The 16,857-nt window shown below is 52.8% G+C and carries 22 protein-coding genes; 1 reads left to right on the top strand and 21 read right to left on the bottom strand.

The features are described 5' to 3' along the window. Window position 1: 1 nt before the first annotated feature. Genes IB214_RS10120 through IB214_RS10085 form a run of 8 tightly spaced genes read right to left on the bottom strand, consistent with a single transcriptional unit; the run spans window position 2 to window position 6,354 of the window. Window positions 2-655: a DUF2612 domain-containing protein gene (locus IB214_RS10120; protein WP_117343391.1), complete on the bottom strand. Its 654-nt coding sequence runs from the start codon at window positions 653-655 to the stop codon at window positions 2-4. Next, the gene (locus IB214_RS10115; protein ID WP_117343390.1) at window positions 652-1,860 is read right to left on the bottom strand and encodes a hypothetical protein; all 1,209 of its coding nucleotides are present in this window, start codon (window positions 1,858-1,860) and stop codon (window positions 652-654) included. The genes IB214_RS10120 and IB214_RS10115 overlap by 4 nt, the downstream gene beginning before the upstream one ends. Continuing rightward, window positions 1,847-2,197: a hypothetical protein gene (locus IB214_RS10110; RefSeq protein ID WP_117343389.1), complete on the bottom strand. Its 351-nt coding sequence runs from the start codon at window positions 2,195-2,197 to the stop codon at window positions 1,847-1,849. The genes IB214_RS10115 and IB214_RS10110 overlap by 14 nt, the downstream gene beginning before the upstream one ends. Further along, window positions 2,194-2,847, bottom strand: coding sequence for a Gp138 family membrane-puncturing spike protein (locus IB214_RS10105; protein ID WP_135953072.1), 654 nt, complete (start codon window positions 2,845-2,847; stop codon window positions 2,194-2,196). Before IB214_RS10105 ends, IB214_RS10110 begins: the two co-directional genes overlap by 4 nt. Beyond that, window positions 2,807-3,706 carry a hypothetical protein gene (locus tag IB214_RS10100; RefSeq protein ID WP_117343387.1) on the bottom strand — a complete coding sequence of 300 codons (900 nt, stop codon included), beginning with the start codon at window positions 3,704-3,706 and terminating at the stop codon, window positions 2,807-2,809. The genes IB214_RS10105 and IB214_RS10100 overlap by 41 nt, the downstream gene beginning before the upstream one ends. After that, window positions 3,699-4,001: a hypothetical protein gene (locus IB214_RS10095; RefSeq protein ID WP_117343386.1), complete on the bottom strand. Its 303-nt coding sequence runs from the start codon at window positions 3,999-4,001 to the stop codon at window positions 3,699-3,701. Before IB214_RS10095 ends, IB214_RS10100 begins: the two co-directional genes overlap by 8 nt. Then, a complete protein-coding gene (locus IB214_RS10090) occupies window positions 4,001-4,630 on the bottom strand; it encodes a phage baseplate protein (RefSeq protein WP_117343385.1) in 630 nt (209 codons plus the stop codon). Before IB214_RS10090 ends, IB214_RS10095 begins: the two co-directional genes overlap by 1 nt. After that, window positions 4,630-6,354 carry a hypothetical protein gene (locus IB214_RS10085; RefSeq protein ID WP_117343384.1) on the bottom strand — a complete coding sequence of 575 codons (1,725 nt, stop codon included), beginning with the start codon at window positions 6,352-6,354 and terminating at the stop codon, window positions 4,630-4,632. The genes IB214_RS10090 and IB214_RS10085 overlap by 1 nt, the downstream gene beginning before the upstream one ends. Before the next feature lie 83 nt (window positions 6,355-6,437). On the opposite strand from IB214_RS10085, the gene IB214_RS10080 reads away from it, so the two are divergent. Further along, the gene (locus IB214_RS10080; RefSeq protein WP_053390004.1) at window positions 6,438-6,929 is read left to right on the top strand and encodes a DUF4236 domain-containing protein; all 492 of its coding nucleotides are present in this window, start codon (window positions 6,438-6,440) and stop codon (window positions 6,927-6,929) included. A gap of 390 nt (window positions 6,930-7,319) precedes the next feature. Here IB214_RS10080 and IB214_RS10075 read toward each other — a convergent pair whose 3' ends face one another. From IB214_RS10075 to IB214_RS10015, 13 genes are read right to left on the bottom strand one after another with little or no spacing between them, the layout of a single operon-like run. Continuing rightward, complete coding sequence (locus IB214_RS10075; RefSeq protein WP_117343382.1) at window positions 7,320-7,772, bottom strand: hypothetical protein; 453 nt, start codon at window positions 7,770-7,772, stop codon at window positions 7,320-7,322. A 1-nt stretch (window position 7,773) separates the two neighbouring features. Further along, window positions 7,774-8,223, bottom strand: a complete 450-nt coding sequence (locus IB214_RS10070; RefSeq protein ID WP_053390002.1) for a hypothetical protein — start codon at window positions 8,221-8,223, stop codon at window positions 7,774-7,776. Window positions 8,224-8,271: 48 nt separating this feature from the next. After that, a complete protein-coding gene (locus tag IB214_RS10065; RefSeq protein WP_117343381.1) occupies window positions 8,272-9,798 on the bottom strand; it encodes a DUF3383 family protein in 1,527 nt (508 codons plus the stop codon). 12 nt (window positions 9,799-9,810) lie between these two features. After that, the gene (locus IB214_RS10060) at window positions 9,811-10,344 is read right to left on the bottom strand and encodes a hypothetical protein (protein ID WP_117343380.1); all 534 of its coding nucleotides are present in this window, start codon (window positions 10,342-10,344) and stop codon (window positions 9,811-9,813) included. Continuing rightward, the gene (locus IB214_RS10055) at window positions 10,341-10,712 is read right to left on the bottom strand and encodes a hypothetical protein (RefSeq protein ID WP_135953071.1); all 372 of its coding nucleotides are present in this window, start codon (window positions 10,710-10,712) and stop codon (window positions 10,341-10,343) included. The genes IB214_RS10060 and IB214_RS10055 overlap by 4 nt, the downstream gene beginning before the upstream one ends. After that, window positions 10,709-11,161, bottom strand: coding sequence for a hypothetical protein (locus IB214_RS10050; RefSeq protein WP_117343378.1), 453 nt, complete (start codon window positions 11,159-11,161; stop codon window positions 10,709-10,711). The genes IB214_RS10055 and IB214_RS10050 overlap by 4 nt, the downstream gene beginning before the upstream one ends. Next, window positions 11,161-11,592 (bottom strand): DUF4054 domain-containing protein, encoded by a 432-nt coding sequence (locus IB214_RS10045; RefSeq protein WP_053389997.1) that lies wholly within the window; start codon window positions 11,590-11,592, stop codon window positions 11,161-11,163. Before IB214_RS10045 ends, IB214_RS10050 begins: the two co-directional genes overlap by 1 nt. Before the next feature lie 3 nt (window positions 11,593-11,595). Further along, the gene (locus IB214_RS10040) at window positions 11,596-11,961 is read right to left on the bottom strand and encodes a hypothetical protein (protein ID WP_117343377.1); all 366 of its coding nucleotides are present in this window, start codon (window positions 11,959-11,961) and stop codon (window positions 11,596-11,598) included. A gap of 38 nt (window positions 11,962-11,999) precedes the next feature. Further along, on the bottom strand, window positions 12,000-13,136 hold the full coding sequence (locus IB214_RS10035) for a major capsid family protein (protein WP_117343376.1): 1,137 nt from the start codon (window positions 13,134-13,136) through the stop codon (window positions 12,000-12,002). Between the two features lie 15 nt (window positions 13,137-13,151). Continuing rightward, a complete protein-coding gene (locus IB214_RS10030) occupies window positions 13,152-13,673 on the bottom strand; it encodes a hypothetical protein (protein ID WP_117343375.1) in 522 nt (173 codons plus the stop codon). A 10-nt stretch (window positions 13,674-13,683) separates the two neighbouring features. Further along, entirely contained in the window at window positions 13,684-14,853 is a 1,170-nt protein-coding gene (locus IB214_RS10025; RefSeq protein WP_117343374.1) for a DUF2213 domain-containing protein, read from the bottom strand. Next, a complete protein-coding gene (locus IB214_RS10020; protein ID WP_161959044.1) occupies window positions 14,853-15,491 on the bottom strand; it encodes a phage minor head protein in 639 nt (212 codons plus the stop codon). The genes IB214_RS10025 and IB214_RS10020 overlap by 1 nt, the downstream gene beginning before the upstream one ends. Next, on the bottom strand, window positions 15,472-16,839 hold the full coding sequence (locus tag IB214_RS10015) for a DUF1073 domain-containing protein (protein ID WP_161959043.1): 1,368 nt from the start codon (window positions 16,837-16,839) through the stop codon (window positions 15,472-15,474). Before IB214_RS10015 ends, IB214_RS10020 begins: the two co-directional genes overlap by 20 nt. Between the last annotated feature and the right edge of the window lie 18 nt (window positions 16,840-16,857).

Here is a 16,857-nt window from a genome sequence, read left to right as displayed (position 1 = left end):
ATTAACTCCCAAATTGTGAATTATTCTGATCGAAGTTTAGGTTATACTCAGCAAACCCAAAAGCATCTCGCGGTTTAACAAGATGGTTGAATTTGACGCCTGATGCTCTGGGGATGAGGTCGAAATCCTGAAGGAGCCTCATCATAATATCTGGAAGGATAATTTGATAAACAACGGTTATCGTCATGTCCTGACCGTCGAGTGCGTAGACATCTTTCCCGAACACGTCATATAAAGCATGGTTTATGGAAGGCATTGAACCATCAGAAGTTATCTGCCACCAACGCATGCGAAGTAATTGTCGTTTTTGCTCTACCGTAAGTTTATTTACTGAGTCAACATCAACCGCGAAGTTACTTCTGCCGAAATTCAGTCCAAAATCGGCGAACCCGAATGCTGGATAGTTGGTGGGGCTCGCTTTTGATTCGGTATAAAGAGGTAGGTTAAGGATAATAGCCCAGACATTCAGCCCGAAATCATTAGCGGTAAATAGATTGAATACATCCTTTTCCCATGAGGTCCAGAAAACCTGATGATTATCGTCATACCATTTCTGCTTCAGGTTAAAAATATTCGACAGGTTCGGTGCCTGGTCATACTCCCACTTTAAAACCTTCATCAAATCCAGAGAGAAGTCGAACTGTTGAATATTCATGTTGTCACCACAAGAATATCGTCAACCTGAATAGTGGCCTTCTCGTTTAGTCCTATCGCAATATCATCTTTTGACCAGGTAGGAGTAGTCGCTTTATTCGCTATCTCAACACTTTTAATAAATATTTGAGGTGAGGCAGTGTTAGCCGCGGCTGACAATTCGAACGGAGATACGTCGGTACCGAGAGTAAATCCTTCTTCACCATTATCGAGTTGCCCGCTTGCATATTTCACGATGGTATCTTTGATAAGTGATGTGGGATCGCCTGTACCAACACCTTTAGAGACAACCGTAAATTTCGCCATTACCGGTTTTGCTGTAGGCCTGTCAAACTTGACCGTTGATTTCTGCCCAGACCAGACATCTGTTACATCAACACTGACTGCTCCATTCCACGCAGCTCCGCCTGTTTTAGCTCGGTAGAGTGTCGCAGCAACAGCTGCATCTTCCCCGCCATCAACGCATGCCCATACTGAATGGCCAATAAGGCTAATCCCATCAATCGTTTTTGTCGTACTGTCTACGTTCTCACGAAACGACAGCGAATTAACCCCTACCACCGCCCTGACATTTGAATAGACAGCCTCTCCAATGGATCGACCTTGAATGGCCAGAGTCTGGCGCCGTTCTTTTCTTGCTGACAGGTCTGACTGCTCTTCAGTACCCATTGTCCCTGCAACCGGGTTATCCGATGTTTCCCAGCCTACAGACGTGTACCCAACGACAGGGTCTTTCAGCGTATGAGCAGGGCAAGGAATTTCTCCTGGCTCCAGAGCCTGAAATATACCGGTTCCCTTCCCTGAGTTATCCAGCGCGACGGTAGAAAGCAGTTCAAACAGATTTCCATTTGATGAGCGCCTTGAACCGGACGGTATCACCACGCCAGGTACGCCTGTTAGCGCCACCCCATCAACGATGGTATATGTTGAGGCCCGGCGCTTCCCTCCTGTTAACGCCCAGATATCATCCAGGAACAGGCCGCCTGCATAGTTAGGGTTAATCTGGTTTGCTACGGCAGCATTGTTCGCAACAACCTCCGAACGAACTGCAACGTCGCTGGCGATGATCATGCCCTGCGGTGTGTCTGGCGTAACATCCAGATCGCTACCAAAAGTGGCTTTCCACTCATTCTCTGTATCAGTCAGGATTTGCGATGTATCCGGGACGATCACACCTTCTGGCGAGAGGTATTTATATGATTCCACTTGCGCTCTCCGTTCCGTAAATCGTTCTTATCTGGGCGGTGTAACTCAGTGTGTCGCCGTTTTTTGAGAAATTAATGTTCCCCACCCCTTCAACACCCGGAACAGTCTTGTAGACCTTTCGCAGGAACATGTCGTACAAGCTAACGTCTGGTTGAGACCCCAGTGCAATATCGAAGAACGGGATACCGCGCGACTGCGCGTAAGGCAACTCAGTTAGCTTTGTCCTGGCTACGTGTTCGCATGTCTGAATAACGGCCTGAAGATCAGTAACCATTGCGATGTTTCGGGAGTTATCCCGGTAGATATCAAAGTCATTGTTGGTGGCTAATGTCTTCATGGGTTCTTCATCGGCCCTACGTTGCCGCCCTCCGGATTGTTATGGACGTGACCAAACGTATTGATGGTGCCGTCAGTGAATTGTGGCGCTTTTATCGGCTTATTGGACTCAATACCGCTTTCAGTTATCGACACGACAGTGGAGCCCGCTGTCAGCGCTATGCTACCTGGCTTAACCGCTACTGATGTCGTGCCGTCGATAGTCTGTAGCGTGGCCGCTGCACCATCGCTGACAACAAAGTCCTTCATTACATCCGGTATAAAGACGCCGTCCTCAAAACAGTGAAGCCGGGTTGTATTGCCCGGCTCCGCTTCATAACTCTGCAGGAATAACGACATATCCCTGTCGCTGGCCTTTATCCATCCCAGGTCGCCGGGCTTTATCGGAAACGTAAGGCACATTCCACCGCCACCGATTGTCAGCACCGGAACCTCTGCGGGTGCCATGAGTGGATTCAGGGAGCCATCCGTCATGGTGACTTTATAGAGAATTTCTATTTGCGCCCGATTAACCGGCGGGGGGTTATACGACACGATTCTTGCCGGCAACATGTCATCGACATCTAGCAAAAACTTTCTCAGCACCAGGTCCATCGAGCCGGAAAGGCTGTCACTTTGTCCCGGCTTTTGGCTTGGAGTTGGATTTGGCATCAGCTTTCTTCTGCGCCTCGCGTTTTTCGGCTATTGATGTGATGTTGTCGTTGTTGCAGGACAGATCGAGATACCAGTCGTTTTCGTGCGTCGCCAGGCTGGCGGCCCAGTTGTAAATCACGTACTGACCATTTGCGGCTTTGTTGACCGAGGACTGAATTTCAATCTGTTGCCCAAGCTTTACTGACGGATCAAACAGCATACGCACCTTAACGCCTTTATCATCCAGAACCGGGTTGCCAATCATTCCGGTAGCCGACGAGATTACCCTCACTTCGCCCTTCATCCCTTTCCCAAGGTCTTTAACCACCAGGAAGTCATCGTCAATAAAGCAGTCAACATCACCCACCTGCTCAAGCTTTTGTATCTGCTTGCCGACGGGTCCGTTATAGACGTAGTTGGCAACGGTCTTGTCTTTGGCCTCAAACCGCAGAGTCAGGTCGTAGTCTTTCGCCACCCCCTTACACAATTCGGAGAGCTGGGTTGTCTTCGGAGACGAACGCGACGCCCATTTGTACTTCGCCCCGTTCTGGGTTAGAGCCTTCATGGTGAGTCGGCGATCTGGCGGCATACCAGGCTCAGCCAGGACAACATCACCGCTGTAGATATTCTCTACACCGGTTGACTGGCGACCGGCCATCACGGTAATCAGCTTAGGCTTCTGGTTTGGGTTCCAAGGGGAAGTTTCGGTAACGAGGTAATCGATGGTTTCCAGAAGGAGGTTATCAAGTGTTATCTGGCAGCTGTTCTGTTTTCCGTCTGACGTTTTAACAATCTTCGCCGTGGCGGCCGCGCCTTCGTAAAACTTCATCTGCCCGTTAATCTCGATGCCAATTTTTAGCACACGGCCATCAAGCACTGTCGATCTCCTCATTCGTCATCCAGACAAGAACATCGCTACCCTCAAAAGAGGTGTAGTACGGCAGCTCGTCATTGTCGGTGATGATGAAAAAATTACCGTCATTGAGGTAACGTGACGGGATGATTGGCACACCCGCTACCGCCCGGCGATTGTTGACGATTACCGCGCCATCACGAGTGACTGAGACAGCCATGATGCCGTTGCACTCTTTGAGGGATAGCTCATACAAAGCGCCCTCAAGGACAACGGAGAGTGACTGTCTGGGGAAAGACTTCAATGGGATTTGCTTCATCAGAACCAGTCCTTAATATCCTTGGCCAGGGAGCTGGATTTTTCCTGAGTAGCCGGAGAGGCATCAGATGGGCGTTTCTGCCCCTGCTTCACGGTGTCGGCGTCAGGTTTGGCCGTGCCGCCTGTTTTCGCAGACTTGCTGGACACCGCAACCTCTTTGGCAGGCATCGTTTCAACGGTCGATGTGAACCACTGAACCTCTTTTATGGTTAGCGTCACAGCTACCGTGTCACCAAGGTCTGGCGCCTCATCGTGCGGCATGTCGGTGATAACCATATCCGCATAAGAAGATGCGCGGGTCTGTACGATCAGCGATGTACTGTTGACGTAGGCCTGCTCAATGTCGCTATACACCGAACCATACGCATCAGCCGGGATAAACATCGTGAGCTGCGCGACGTTAGGTTTGATGATTTTAAAGTCAGCGATGGTGTTGCCGGTTTCCAGCGGATGCTCACACAGATCGGAAGAACGATTCACTGCAGCACGCATAGCCCGGCACTCAGTGAACATCTGCGCGCCGAACTCATCCGTAATCCGTACGACATCCACAGCGAATGAAGACATCACCATGTTGTACGATGACAGGGATCCGGATGCGGTATTCATCAGGTCTGAGAATGAGGACATTAATGACTCCTTCCGTCGTCATACTGGTTTGCCATATCTCCGTAAGCATTCTTCAGCCCATCAGTCATACTGCTGGCGATCCCCTGCGCATCAGTGGCCTGCGTGGTCACTTCTACCTTGGCGACGTTGACGGTCTGTGTGTTACTGACGCTTGATGTGCGACCTGCACCGGGGTTTGCCGGTATTGCCGGAGCGTTGGCAATATCCTGCATAGAGCTGCTTGCGGCCTGCACTGACGGAATTGGTTGTTTGATTGGGTTAACTTCATCAGCCGCGCCGCCAGTTGTAGGCTGTGCCGGTTTCGGTTCGTCATCTCCCTTCACGGCGTTGATTGCCTTTTTCATGAAGTCAGGCAACTTGTCATAGGCAGCCTTGCCTGCGTTTGATACGGCGTCTGAAATGTAGGCTCCTATCTGGGAGAAGATGCTCTTCACCCATGACAGCAGGTCATTGAATACTTTCTTGGTGTCAGCGGTGAGTTTCTCCCATGCACTGTTGAGAGCCTTTCCTATAGCATCGCCAGCATCGACTACACCCTGAACGATTTCATCCCAACTGGCCTGCAGCTCTGAAACCAGCACATCCATGAAAGCTGATGGATCAGAGAACAGGAGTTTCAACGCCTCCCATGCCCCAATGACACTTTCTCTTGCACCATCGAGAGCTGATTTAAGTAGCGGAAATTTAGCTGCCAGGTCACCAATAACTGACTCTCCCCCAGTGAAATAATTCCAGAGGTCGTCAATGACCAGAGCCAGAGCCACAGCAACTGCAATAAGTGGTAAAAAAGGAACTACAGCTGCCAATGCTGCTCGCGCCATCCCCCATAACGCGGTAGTGAGCGCCGGAATGGCAACTAATGCCAAAGCGCCGAACACTCCCATCAAAACGCCTTTATGCTCTCGAGCCCATTTTATTACTGAGATAGTTACATCGATAAGCAACTCAAGTGCAGGAACAACAGTCATTGCCAAAACGTCAGCAAATCTGGCGAAAATTGCTGAGAGATCATCCTGCGCTGACTTGAAGTTTTTTAACTGGGCAGCATCCTTCTCATTAAGAACGCCGAGAGTTTTCTGCAATTCAATGCGACGCTCGAGTTCTTTTCTGCCATTCATCATTGCGGCGATGACGGCGTTATCAGTAATTCCAAGCTGCTTAATCTGGAACGTGGCCTGCTGCTTATCCATCTTTGACATAGTGTCGGATAATTCAAGCAACGCCTCATCTGCCGACTTAATATTCCCTTGAGAGTCCTTCAGGCTAATGCCGAATGTTTTGAATGACTCAGCTTTGCCTGATTTAGCGTCCGACGCGGCTTCACCCATGGCCTCGTTGAGGTCGATCATCGAGTCGCGGAAACCGTCAGCATCCACGCCAAGCGTCTGAAAAGTTCGTGACAGCGCATCATACTGGCCAACATTTACGCCAACAGTTTCTGCCGCATGAACCTTCCCCAGCATCTCTGTAGTGCGATCAAGAACGGCATTCAGTGAAAGTCCAGCGCCAGCTATGCCAATTGCAGCTATAGCCAACCCCTTTAAACTCTCTGTAGTAATTCCAGCCTTTTCGCCGACCCCTGCGAAGATGTTCATAAGTTCTTTATGAGCATTTTTAGAACCATCCTGGACATCATCCAAAGCATGATCCGTATCATTCAGGCCTTTTAGGGCGTTTTTGTTATCTGTCTCAAGAAGAAAGACGAATGTGTCAAGTACGCCCATGCTTACTCCAAAATAAATAAATTTTATAGGGCTAGAATTTAAGGTATTTTTAGGCCATAAAACCACACCATATGGGAGGGGAAATGGCATTCAGATTTAGAAAGAAAATAAGAATTGCTCCAGGCATTAGCCTAAATATCAGCAAAAAAGGCATCTCCAGCATGACCCTTGGTAAGCCTGGTGCGTCTTTAAATATTGGCGGTAAAAACCCGAGAGCAACTATCGGGATACCTGGAAGCGGAATGTCCTGGACAGCATCGCTTGCTTCAGCGAAGAAAAATGGTTCTGCGGCTATTGATAAAAATCAGTTTTCTGGCCTCGTCATTCACTCAGGTGAATACATGAAAGCCCCATATAAAGTTCGGCGTGGCTGGTCTAAAGGTGGCGGAAAAGTACATTATGGATGGAAGTACAAATTTTCTTTCTTGCTCTTATGGTTTATCGCAGCATTCCTATTCGCAAAATCCCTGCCTGGGCTATCGCTTATTCTGATAGTAATCGGTGTTATCCGTTTTGTATGGAAACAACCGAAGGTTAATTTCTCCATTCAAGAATATTTGGATGCCTACTGTTAAGCACGGTTAAAAGTAGCCCACGCCAAGTGGGCTTTATCTTATTGGCAAATCTTCTTGGACTGACTAACGCTACCATCGTTACAGACAAACTTTCCACTCTTGGTGCAGTGTGAAATCCCGCCCTTAGAACCAGAACAAGGTTTACGACCGCGCCCCGCCTCTGCAGATGTTGCAACTACGATTACACTTAATGCCAAAACAACCATCAACTTCTTCATAACATCCTCATTATTATTGTGACTATCTCAGATGATAATGCCAGAAGGATGGTTGTTTTCTAACGTTTATTTTTCACCTGCTCCATTGCCCACCATTCGTTAAACCGGGTGGTCACGACAATTTCCCAAAGGCTAAAGGCCTCCTCCAGCGTGACGGAGGTCTTCAGTTCTGTCAGGGTTGCTTGTCCTGCCGAGAGGATTGTTGCAATGAACTGGTCAGCGTTGACGTAATCAACTTGATCATATTCTGCACGATACCGCCGGAGGAAATGGAGCGGGTGAACTTTTCGAAGAAAGAGAAGTTGTATTCGAGCAGCTCTTTCTCAAGACGCATTAGCGCTTCACCATCGGGAACGTGGTTATCGACCAGGGCCGCGGTGCTTAAACGGATGGTAGAACCATCGTCCAGGACGCGCTCAACGAATGTCATCGCCTTGAGCATGATCTTCTCACTCTCAGCGTACTGGTTCTCCTCCCACTGCTTCGCCAGTGCGGCAATCGAGGTTGGGTATTTTGCGGCAATCTCGCGCGCTGCAATGGCCGGGAACTTACCGATGATAAACGGCACATCGTTACCGGCCCGGTCTTTCACCGTGACGTTTTTCGCTTCCAGTAACTCAGCCACGTTACACCTCTACCCGGCTCATGCCTTCAAAGCGGAAGTTATAGACCTTCGATTTCATACGACCAGCTGACGCCACAGCGTTACCCGGGAGACCATCAAAAATAATACCCGGAGTAAGCGTAATGGTGGAGCCATTCGGATACGTACCAACGATGGTGATGGTATCTTTTGCGGGGCGCTTACCGCGCGCAGCACGGTTGGCTTCAAATACGACGGCCAGATTCTTGTCATCTTCACCGCCGGGGATCACCGCAATTGCCAGTGGAATTGGGTTAGCCTTAGACCAGTGAACCATATCGCCGTTGAGCCCCATAGCTGCATCGTTGATCTGCAAGGTGGGCAGGTCGAACGGGTCAGCATCATCAGCGAACTCAGTGACAGTGAACCCGGAAGGATACGTCTTGCTCGCGATTACGCGAACCTGTAGGCCAAAGCCTGCGATGTCTTGCATCTGTTATCTCCAGAAAAAAGGCTGCGTAAGGCAGCCTTATCAGGTTCGTTAAATCAGGATATCCCGACCGGTGATCTTGTTTACCGCATCGGCCTTCGAGTAGACCAGCAGATAGTCGATAACGTATTTGATAGTGCCGTTCGTCTGCGATTCCTGCTGCACGGTGGCATCCAGCCAGTAGCCAATCGACTGCACCTGGTGCCAGGCCAGCGGGTCACCAGTGATTTGGGTGACGTAAGCCTTCTGCGTAACCGTTAAATCCTTCTCGGCCTTGATCGTACCGTTGAACTGCGCGCGCGGGATTGGCGCATCATCACCGCCGTTAAGCAGGCTGATCACGATAGCACGCCCTTCTTCCGTTGCCGGGATGATTGGCAACGACAGAAGACCAGACATCAACACGGCGGTCGCAGCCGACTTAAACCACTGCTCGTTGGCGTAAACGTTCATCTGCAGAGGGTCCGTACTGATGCCGCACAGATAGCCGTTCTGGTAAAAGTCGATGGCCTGGCCAGCATTCTTCGTGCGACCGTAATAGTTCACACGCGTGTCGGTATCGATCGTATTGGCGTCAGTATTACTGTCCACCTTCGGAGTGATACCGGACACCTGCTGGAACATGTAGTTCTGGCTGGCGTTGCGCTGTTTGTAGTCGGTGGCGCCAAGGATAATGCCGGGGATTTGCTCATCAAACTCCGTGTTGGCGTCGTTGACGATAGTCATCGCACAGCCGCTATAGGTTTGCAGTGTCCCATACCACGTGCCGTAATCAGCCATGGTCACCGGCACCAGGTACATGTATTTAACGTTCTGCGTTGCGTTCCACGCCGCAATCCCCTGCACGATGTCATGAGTAAGCGCGGCGCCGCAGAAAGCGAATGAGCCGTAATTGTCGCTGATTTCATCCGCCTCGATCACGTAATCGAGGACGGTAGTGGCATTTGACCCCGGAGAGGTAACCATACCTTTCGCGACGGTCCAGCCAAGGTTGTCGGCGATATCAACACCGGTACCCGCAGCAATCACGTTTACCGCCGCAGGAACATCATGGCCAACAAACGACGCGCTGAACTTTTGCGCCAAAGAGTCGTAAGTAACCGTCGCGCCGCCGAGAATGCCCCGGAGTTTGGTCTGGATAGCAGTTGCCACATCAGCCAAAGCAGCAGCTGAAGAGAAGTCGAGATCGTCAAGCAGGTAATCAGACTGTCCAACAGTGATACGAACAGAGCCGTCAGTGATGGCCTGCCAGGTCGCGATGGTGGTCATCGGAGTGCCGCCGACAATACCCGGGGCCGCTGCAGAAGAAGCATCGCTGTAATGCGCGAAGGCGATTTTTTTTGCTTTGGTGATGATCTTCGACACAAAGCCAAAATACAGCGCAGCGCGTTTGTACTCCTCAGACACGGTACCAAAGGTCGTGGCCACATCGTTAATGTCGGTAAATTCCATCACTACGCCAGCAGGAACCTTCGTGTCCTTCGTGAACAGACGAAGGATAAGCTCGCGCTCTTTAACGGCCGCGCTGCCTCCTACGCCGGACTTAATGTCCACGTATTTTCTAATAGAGATGCTCATCAGCAATCCTCGTTAAACGCGGTATATCCCGCTGGTGATTTGCTCAACCTTGCCCACGTCATGGGTTAGTGTGAGTTTGTGACAGATGATCAGATCGAAGCTCGGGACGTTCTCCCACTGCTCGGCCTCGTTCTGAATGTAATTGGAGGTAATGGGCTTCACTACCTGCATGCCCATGCCCGCAGCTTTTAGCGCAGTGAGCATCGAATGACTTTGAAGGATCAGCGAGGCGGTTGTTAGCACACCCTGAACTGTTGGTGTATCAACGGTTTCGTCTTCTGGCTTCACGAATGGCAGCACCGCGTTAAACTGAATAGTCTCAGCAACATTCTGGTGCTCGATTATTTCTGGGTTGCCGCTCGCCACCCTGGACTTCCTGGACTGCCAGCCGACACGCTCACTGGTAATGTGGTGCATGATGATTGCGGGTACAGCCGGCGGCCCGGTCGACACACCGGAATAGCTTTGCATCACCCTCACCGTCATGCCCTGTCCGGCAAACCCGACGATCAGCACTTCGCGGATGAGTTTGTATATCGCGTTCATTGTCGTACCGCGACCGGCTGACTCCAGCCGTCCTGTTTTAACCAGGATGTAGGGTCAAGGATCTCCCATTCATCCCCATCCCAAAGAATCAGATCGGCAGCACCACCACGATAAGCTGAGTGCGCACCGGTTTGAATCCATGCGGTGATGTACTGGCGGCCGGTGGTAAGCCCCATCTGCTGGATGTCGCGGAATGACAGCGGCTGGACGGATGCACCGTAAAGAGTCTCCGGCGCACTGTAGGAGTTGATGGTTTTACCAAAGTCGTTCTCTTGCTGCCCGAGGAAGCGCTTAATTTGAACGCCAGCGGTTGGTTTAATTACGGACATCGCCATACCGAGAAGGTTTGAGCCAGGAACAAACATCATTTCTCCTTAACGATTGAAGTGCAGGATGCCAGCATCAGGCCGGTAGCTTGCAGTGGTTTCTCTGCCTCAAGACCTTGGGCCGCACGCGCCTTACTGGTTGATTCAGTAATCGGTGGTGAGCTGATTTGCGTGATGGTCATTCGGACATCCCCGGCTGCCAGTTCGCCAATGGCGACAAAGACCTGCTCAGATGAGCGAGCACCGCTTGCCACAGCCCTCACACCAATCCCCATCTGGCGGGACCAGTTACCCTTTTCAGCAGCTACGGTTGGCCTGACAAATGGTCTGGGAGGAATATGCCTGGCAGGGCTTCCGTATTCCTGCGTCTGCGCTACCAGTGCTACTGGAGTGCCATCAGGATACTTGGCGGTATCCATCCAGCCGACCTCAGCCTTCAGTCGCCCCATCTCCTGCACGCGCTTAACCAGCTCATCCAGACCTCTGCCCATTAGAACCTCCCGCCAACCTTTCTGAATGCACGACGCTCCGGAGCGCCACCGATATAGCCAAGGCCAACTGACAGCCGCGCCAGCAATGCGGCAAGTTGCTCACCGTATGCCGTCTTTCCCAGCCACGACATGAACGCGCCCTTATTGGCTGCCGCGCTGGCAAAACCAACGCTAACCGACCCTACAGTGGCGTTACTGATAATCCCTGTGGCTCCGTTGGCTGGCGCCATAGGAGTGCCATTCAGCAGCAGAAGATGTGCGGTAAGAAGCTCTGTCATGAGCTCCTGGCATTTCACGCAGCGGAACCAGCGATTACCGACGTCGATGTAACAATCCGTCATGTCGGCCATCAGCAGAATACTATCGGTTGGATACAACACTGGGTTGGCGAACGCCGGGAATTTCAGGCGGAACTCTTCGACGTCGATCATGGGTTATTTCTCCTCTTTGGGAGCCTTCTTGCCCATGGCTTTGTAGTCGGCGTCTGTGTCCTGGGCGGACTTATCTTTCGGCATATCCGCACCTTTTTCATCGGCGTCATACGTGTGCTTACCCTTCTCGTCGACGGACATAAAGCCACGCTCAACGAAGCCCTGGAAAGCCGGATCTGCTTTCAGCAATTCCAGTTCTTCAGCGCTTATCGAGGTGGCCGCACCTCGCGGTGTGATCATGGTTTTATTGTTCATCGAGTTAGCGCCCCCTTTAATCAGCACGCCTTTGTCGTAGGTTGCCTTGCGGGGGTGGTTTTTCCATACCGGGAAAAAGTTATCTGCGGTGCAGGATGAGTAAACGACTGGCATGGTGATCTCCAAAAGAAAGGGGCCGAAGCCCCTGTTAATCAGATACCGCTGGCGCGATAAATTGCGAACGGGCGCTTCACCAGAACGCCAGCTGTGGCGTTGGTAAAGTCTTCAGTTACCATCTTGCAGGACGTGTCGACACCCAGAGCGCGGAAACGAGACGGAACGATCTGGTCGATGACGCCGCCGCCATCAGTTCCAGAATCGCCAACAGTTTCTGCATAGAGATAGAACACGTCAGCACCGCCGTTGGCGTTGTTCAGCTCAATAGCTGATTTCACGGTCACGTTCGGGTAGTTCTGCTTCAGCCAGTCGTAGGCTGTTTCACCCAGGTCGTTCGGGGTAGACAGGAAGTCCACCTTCTCAGACGCTACCGCCATGATGATCGGCGTTGCGGTTGGGTCGATAACCTCTTTCGACTGGACACGCAGGGCTGACAGGCCGGTCAGGATGTCACGCACTTGCTCGGAAAATGTCTTCTTATCCCAAGTGGCGCCAGCTGCGCCTGCCGGGACAGTAACGTAGGCTGGCAGGTTCGGGTCGTTCATGTAGCCGTAGATCGGGTAAGAGGTCGCACCGTTGTAGCCAAAGAACGCCACGCGGTTACGTGAGATTTCCAGCGCCAGAGACGCAGCCTGCCGTTTAGCATCAGCAGAGTTAACGCCGATGCGTCCAGAGCGCAGGCCTTCCAGCTCACCAACCTGGAAACCTTCTTCAAAGCGCACAACGCCGCGCTTCTCATAGGTCAGGTTCCAGCTGGACAGCGGAATGTTGCCATGGTCGGTATATGGCTGGGCCACGCCGACCAGCTCCAGAATTTCCTGGATGATTTCTTCGTCTTCCCACGCACCTGCGGTCACGACACCCATCAGCTCATCAGCCTTACGGGCGGCGGTGATCACCTGCACCTGACCAGGCAGCCACGACTGCAGGAACTGCATATACGGACTGTTACCCTGGGCAGCGTTAACAGTCAGGCCGGGAATGCTGACGGCGGCGTCCATGCCATACGCCTGCGCGTAGGACTGGGCGGCGAAGTCAGAGACATGAATCCCCACTTTGGCGAGGGAGCGGACATTATCCGCTGAGTCCATCGCTACGCCGCGCAGCTTGCTTTTCAGCAGACCAGCGGCAGCAGGAGACAGGCGCTTATGCACCGTAGAGGTTTTGCGCATTTTTCTTTCCTTGGATTAAGGGGCTACGGCCGGAACCGGGAGCTGTTGCAGGGCTACCACTGCGATACCGGTGGTCACGTTGTAGCGCACGACACGGGAACCAGGGATTAGCGTCGAACTGGCAGGCGCAGCGGATGCCGGAGCGGCTATCAAGGTGCCGTCTGCTTTGTAGGCGATAGCATCACCCACTGCTGCGGCGCTGGTCAGCTGCATCCACATGCCTGGAGACTGAGAGCAAGCTTCAAGCTGAGCACCGGCTTCAATCCCCGGGGCGTTGCCGCCGAGTGCAGTGTAAGCAACGAACTGCTTAGGAGAGGACAGGATGCCGATATAGGTACCTGCGCCACCAACGGACACGATGCCGTTATCACCAGCGGCCTGCACCAGCGCCACTGCACCAAAAGGCGCACGCTGACCCGGAGTACCGTTATAGGTCGTTTTCAGTTGTACCGGCTCAGCACGTACATCACCCGCAAGCGCCTGCTCGCCAGGGATGCCCCATGCCAGATCGTCGGCTACGGTTTTTTGAAAGGTCATTCTGTTCCCCTTAGAGATCATCAATTACGGAAGAGACAGCGTTAGCTTTGGTCGGCGCGGCATCCTGACCGAATGCAACGATGGTTTGTGGTGCGGCGGACTTCATCGCCAGCGCTGCATTCAGCGCGGATACTTCATGCCCGGCTGCGGTACCTTTGATGCCGAGTTTATCCAGGCCGTACTTCGCCACCGCCACGGTATCCATGGAATCGCACGCGAACGCGCCAATGAATGGGGTCAGGCGCTGGGCCAGCTCATTACGTTTACCGAGTTCTTTAAGCAGCGCGCCGGTATCCTGCGCTTTCACCTGTTTGGTCAGGGTCTTAATTTGCTTGGTTAGCGCGGCGATTTTGGCGTCCTGAGCCTTTGGCGTGTCGGTCGGATCTTCGTCTTCAGCTTTCGGAGCATCAGGGTCTTCATCCTCAGCCTTAGGTGCGTTCGGGTCTTCGTCTTCCGCAGGCGCTGCCGCCGGGTCGATAGGATCCTCATCAAGAACCTGCTCAGCGGGTGCTTCAGGCTGATTCATCTGCTGAAGTGCAGCCATGACAGCGGCGATTGATGGGGCGTCCAGCTTGCCGAGCGCCGCGATCAGTTCCTCTAAAGTCATCGTGTTATCTCCGTCGGAGTTTTGGTTTATGGCCTGGTCCATCACTGCGACGTCAGGTCCTGTTCTGCCCTCATCAACTCGGGCGAGATGGTTTCCGCAACGCAGATTGCGCTGCACGTACTGATAGTTGGTGCCTTCAAATGAGCCGGGAGCGTACTCCACGTCGTATTTGTAGGCCGGTGAAAGCTGGGATTTGCCTGACTCCAGCTCCTGCTTCATCTCATCGGAGAAAACGCGAAGGTTGGCTTTCAGGTAGGGGTGATCGAAATAGACCTTTTCGCCGACAATCCCGTCCACGCCAACATCGCCCGGGTTAGCGCCTTCAGCGCCGAGCCAGGTGTGATTGTTGATGAAGGGGATGAGCTTGAAGGACTCCAGCGTCTCTGGCCTGCTGAGCTCTTCCGCTGGCCGGTACACCTGGTAAATTTTGTCGGGGTCTGGCGCGCCGGGTATCTCGCTGCCGAGGTAGTCGAACACGCCGACCTTACTGATTGGATTGCCCTCTACGTTTATCCACCCGTTGTCGTCGATGATCCGCGCAGAACGGTCAAGGGCTTTAGCGCCGGTTGTCATTATTTCACTCCAAAGTCGACCACCAGTTTGAATGTACAGCGACAGTTGATTTCCTCCCCGGGGATGACGTTCTGACCGCTATCGCCCACCGGAAGGCCAACGGCAAGGTCGAACTCTTTACCGTGCGCCTTAACGTGTTTAGGACGGGAATGTGCAGGGCCTCGATGCGAGTGAATCCAGATACCTTTAGTTGCCCCAGTAGCCTGGGCCTTCATCATCGCTGTGTCGTTGTACGCCTTGCGCGTCTGGTCCATTGCGATATTTCGGGATCGGCGGTCGAGTTTGCCGTTGGCATCAGACAGGATGTCTTTCAGTGCGGACAGGTCGCCAGGCGACTCAGCCACGGCCTTTCGAATCCTCTCGATGTGATCCGTCGGCAGCGTCGATATCAGCTGTGCGTTCTTCTGCGCTGCGTCCCGAAAGTACCCGCGCACGGTGTCTGCGTTAACGGCATCGTCAAGTTTCAGTGCGGTGAATTGCCGCTGAGTAGACTTGTCAGCGCCGTCGAGCACCGGGCTAAACATCGTGGGGGCGTAATCGCGGAACAGGTTGGCGTATTTGCCAGACAGCGTTGTCAGTTTTGAGTCGAGCGATGGGCCACTGGTTGCCAGCAGCTCATCAGACAGGTTGCCTTTCATCCAGTTGACCAGTCGGCGCAGGCGTCGCTGGTACTGCTGCTCCAGATACAGGGGGCTGAAGAACGGCCGCGATTGCTCTTGCAAGTCCGTCGTCTTCTTCTCCGCCATCGTCTACCTCCTCAAACTCGTAGCCGCTGGACTCGTCATCCTTCAGCTTCTGCTGGTTCTGCTGTGCGCTCACCACACCAAGGTTTTGATAAATCTCGGCAGCCTGCGCCTTCGCGAGTCCGGTCTGCGCCTGCTCGGTTTCGGTTGGTTCGTCCAGAGGATTCCACACCACCTCAACATCGATGCTCTCGCCGAACACCGACTTTGTGAGCAACTGGTAATGTTGGTTCAGAAATGGCGTGCAACTGTGCTCCTGGATGCCTGCCAGCGTTTCACGGTATGTCGAGGTTTCGGCCTCGCCCGTTGGGTTAAATCCCTTTGGCGATGTGCCGAGGAGTTTCGTTGATGGCATCTCTGCGACCGAGGCGACCAGTTGATACTCAGTCATGATCACCGAGTCGACATCACCAAGAGAGGTTTCATGCTGCTCGTATCCATCGGTATCACCAATAGGCATAACGCCGAAGTTATCCCGGCGCTCGACGAACTCCTGAATCTTCTGGATGAAGTTATCGGGGTCCGACATCGCCGTCTCAAGGTCAGTCTTGATGACGTTCAGTCGCTTCGACATCAGTAACTGAGGCCCCTCATTCGCCGACCGCTCGGCGCCGTACACGCGCTCCCAGATGAGCTGGGGTAGCGGCAGGCCACCAAACTGATACGTCGGTTTGAGCACGTCCGGAACGTCTGAGTAGCGAATGATGACCAGGTGCGAACGGTGGTAACGCTTGTTGGCTATACGCCAGTACGTTGGTTCGTAGAAGTTCATCGACGATGGGTCGGTAACGTCAACGCCTTCAAGCTCTGGTGCGCACCAGTACGGGTCAACCTGGCTGATACCGCGATAGCTACCCTTCGCCACGCCGTCGATATTGAATGGATTTTCGTAATACTGCGGGTCGTCGCTGTCCACACAGAAGATGGCGATGCGGATGCCGAACACGCGGTTGAATCTGGCGAACTCCTGCACCTGGCGTTTGATGCCGCGCTTACGGTCAATCCTCTCCAGACGTTGAACCTTTTCAGGGTCAACACCAGTAATCTTCCAGCCGTTACGCGTGGCGTCCTCCGGCGGGATTTTGCAGGCACGGTTAACCAGCCACTGCTGAGCCATGACAGCGCACAACTGATGGCCGATGAATCCCTGAGACAGGAACCATCCCACCACGTTATCCGGTACACCGCCGAGCGTTGAGAATTGATATCCCTCAGATGGTGACTGAGCGCATGACTCATCCATGGCCCGCCCTTCACCGTT

Source organism: Citrobacter sp. C1 (assembly GCF_014596895.2).
In the GTDB taxonomy this organism is placed as follows: domain Bacteria; phylum Pseudomonadota; class Gammaproteobacteria; order Enterobacterales; family Enterobacteriaceae; genus Citrobacter; species Citrobacter gillenii.
Note: the sequence above shows the minus strand (reverse complement) of the source record. Positions and strands in the feature narration are given on the sequence as shown.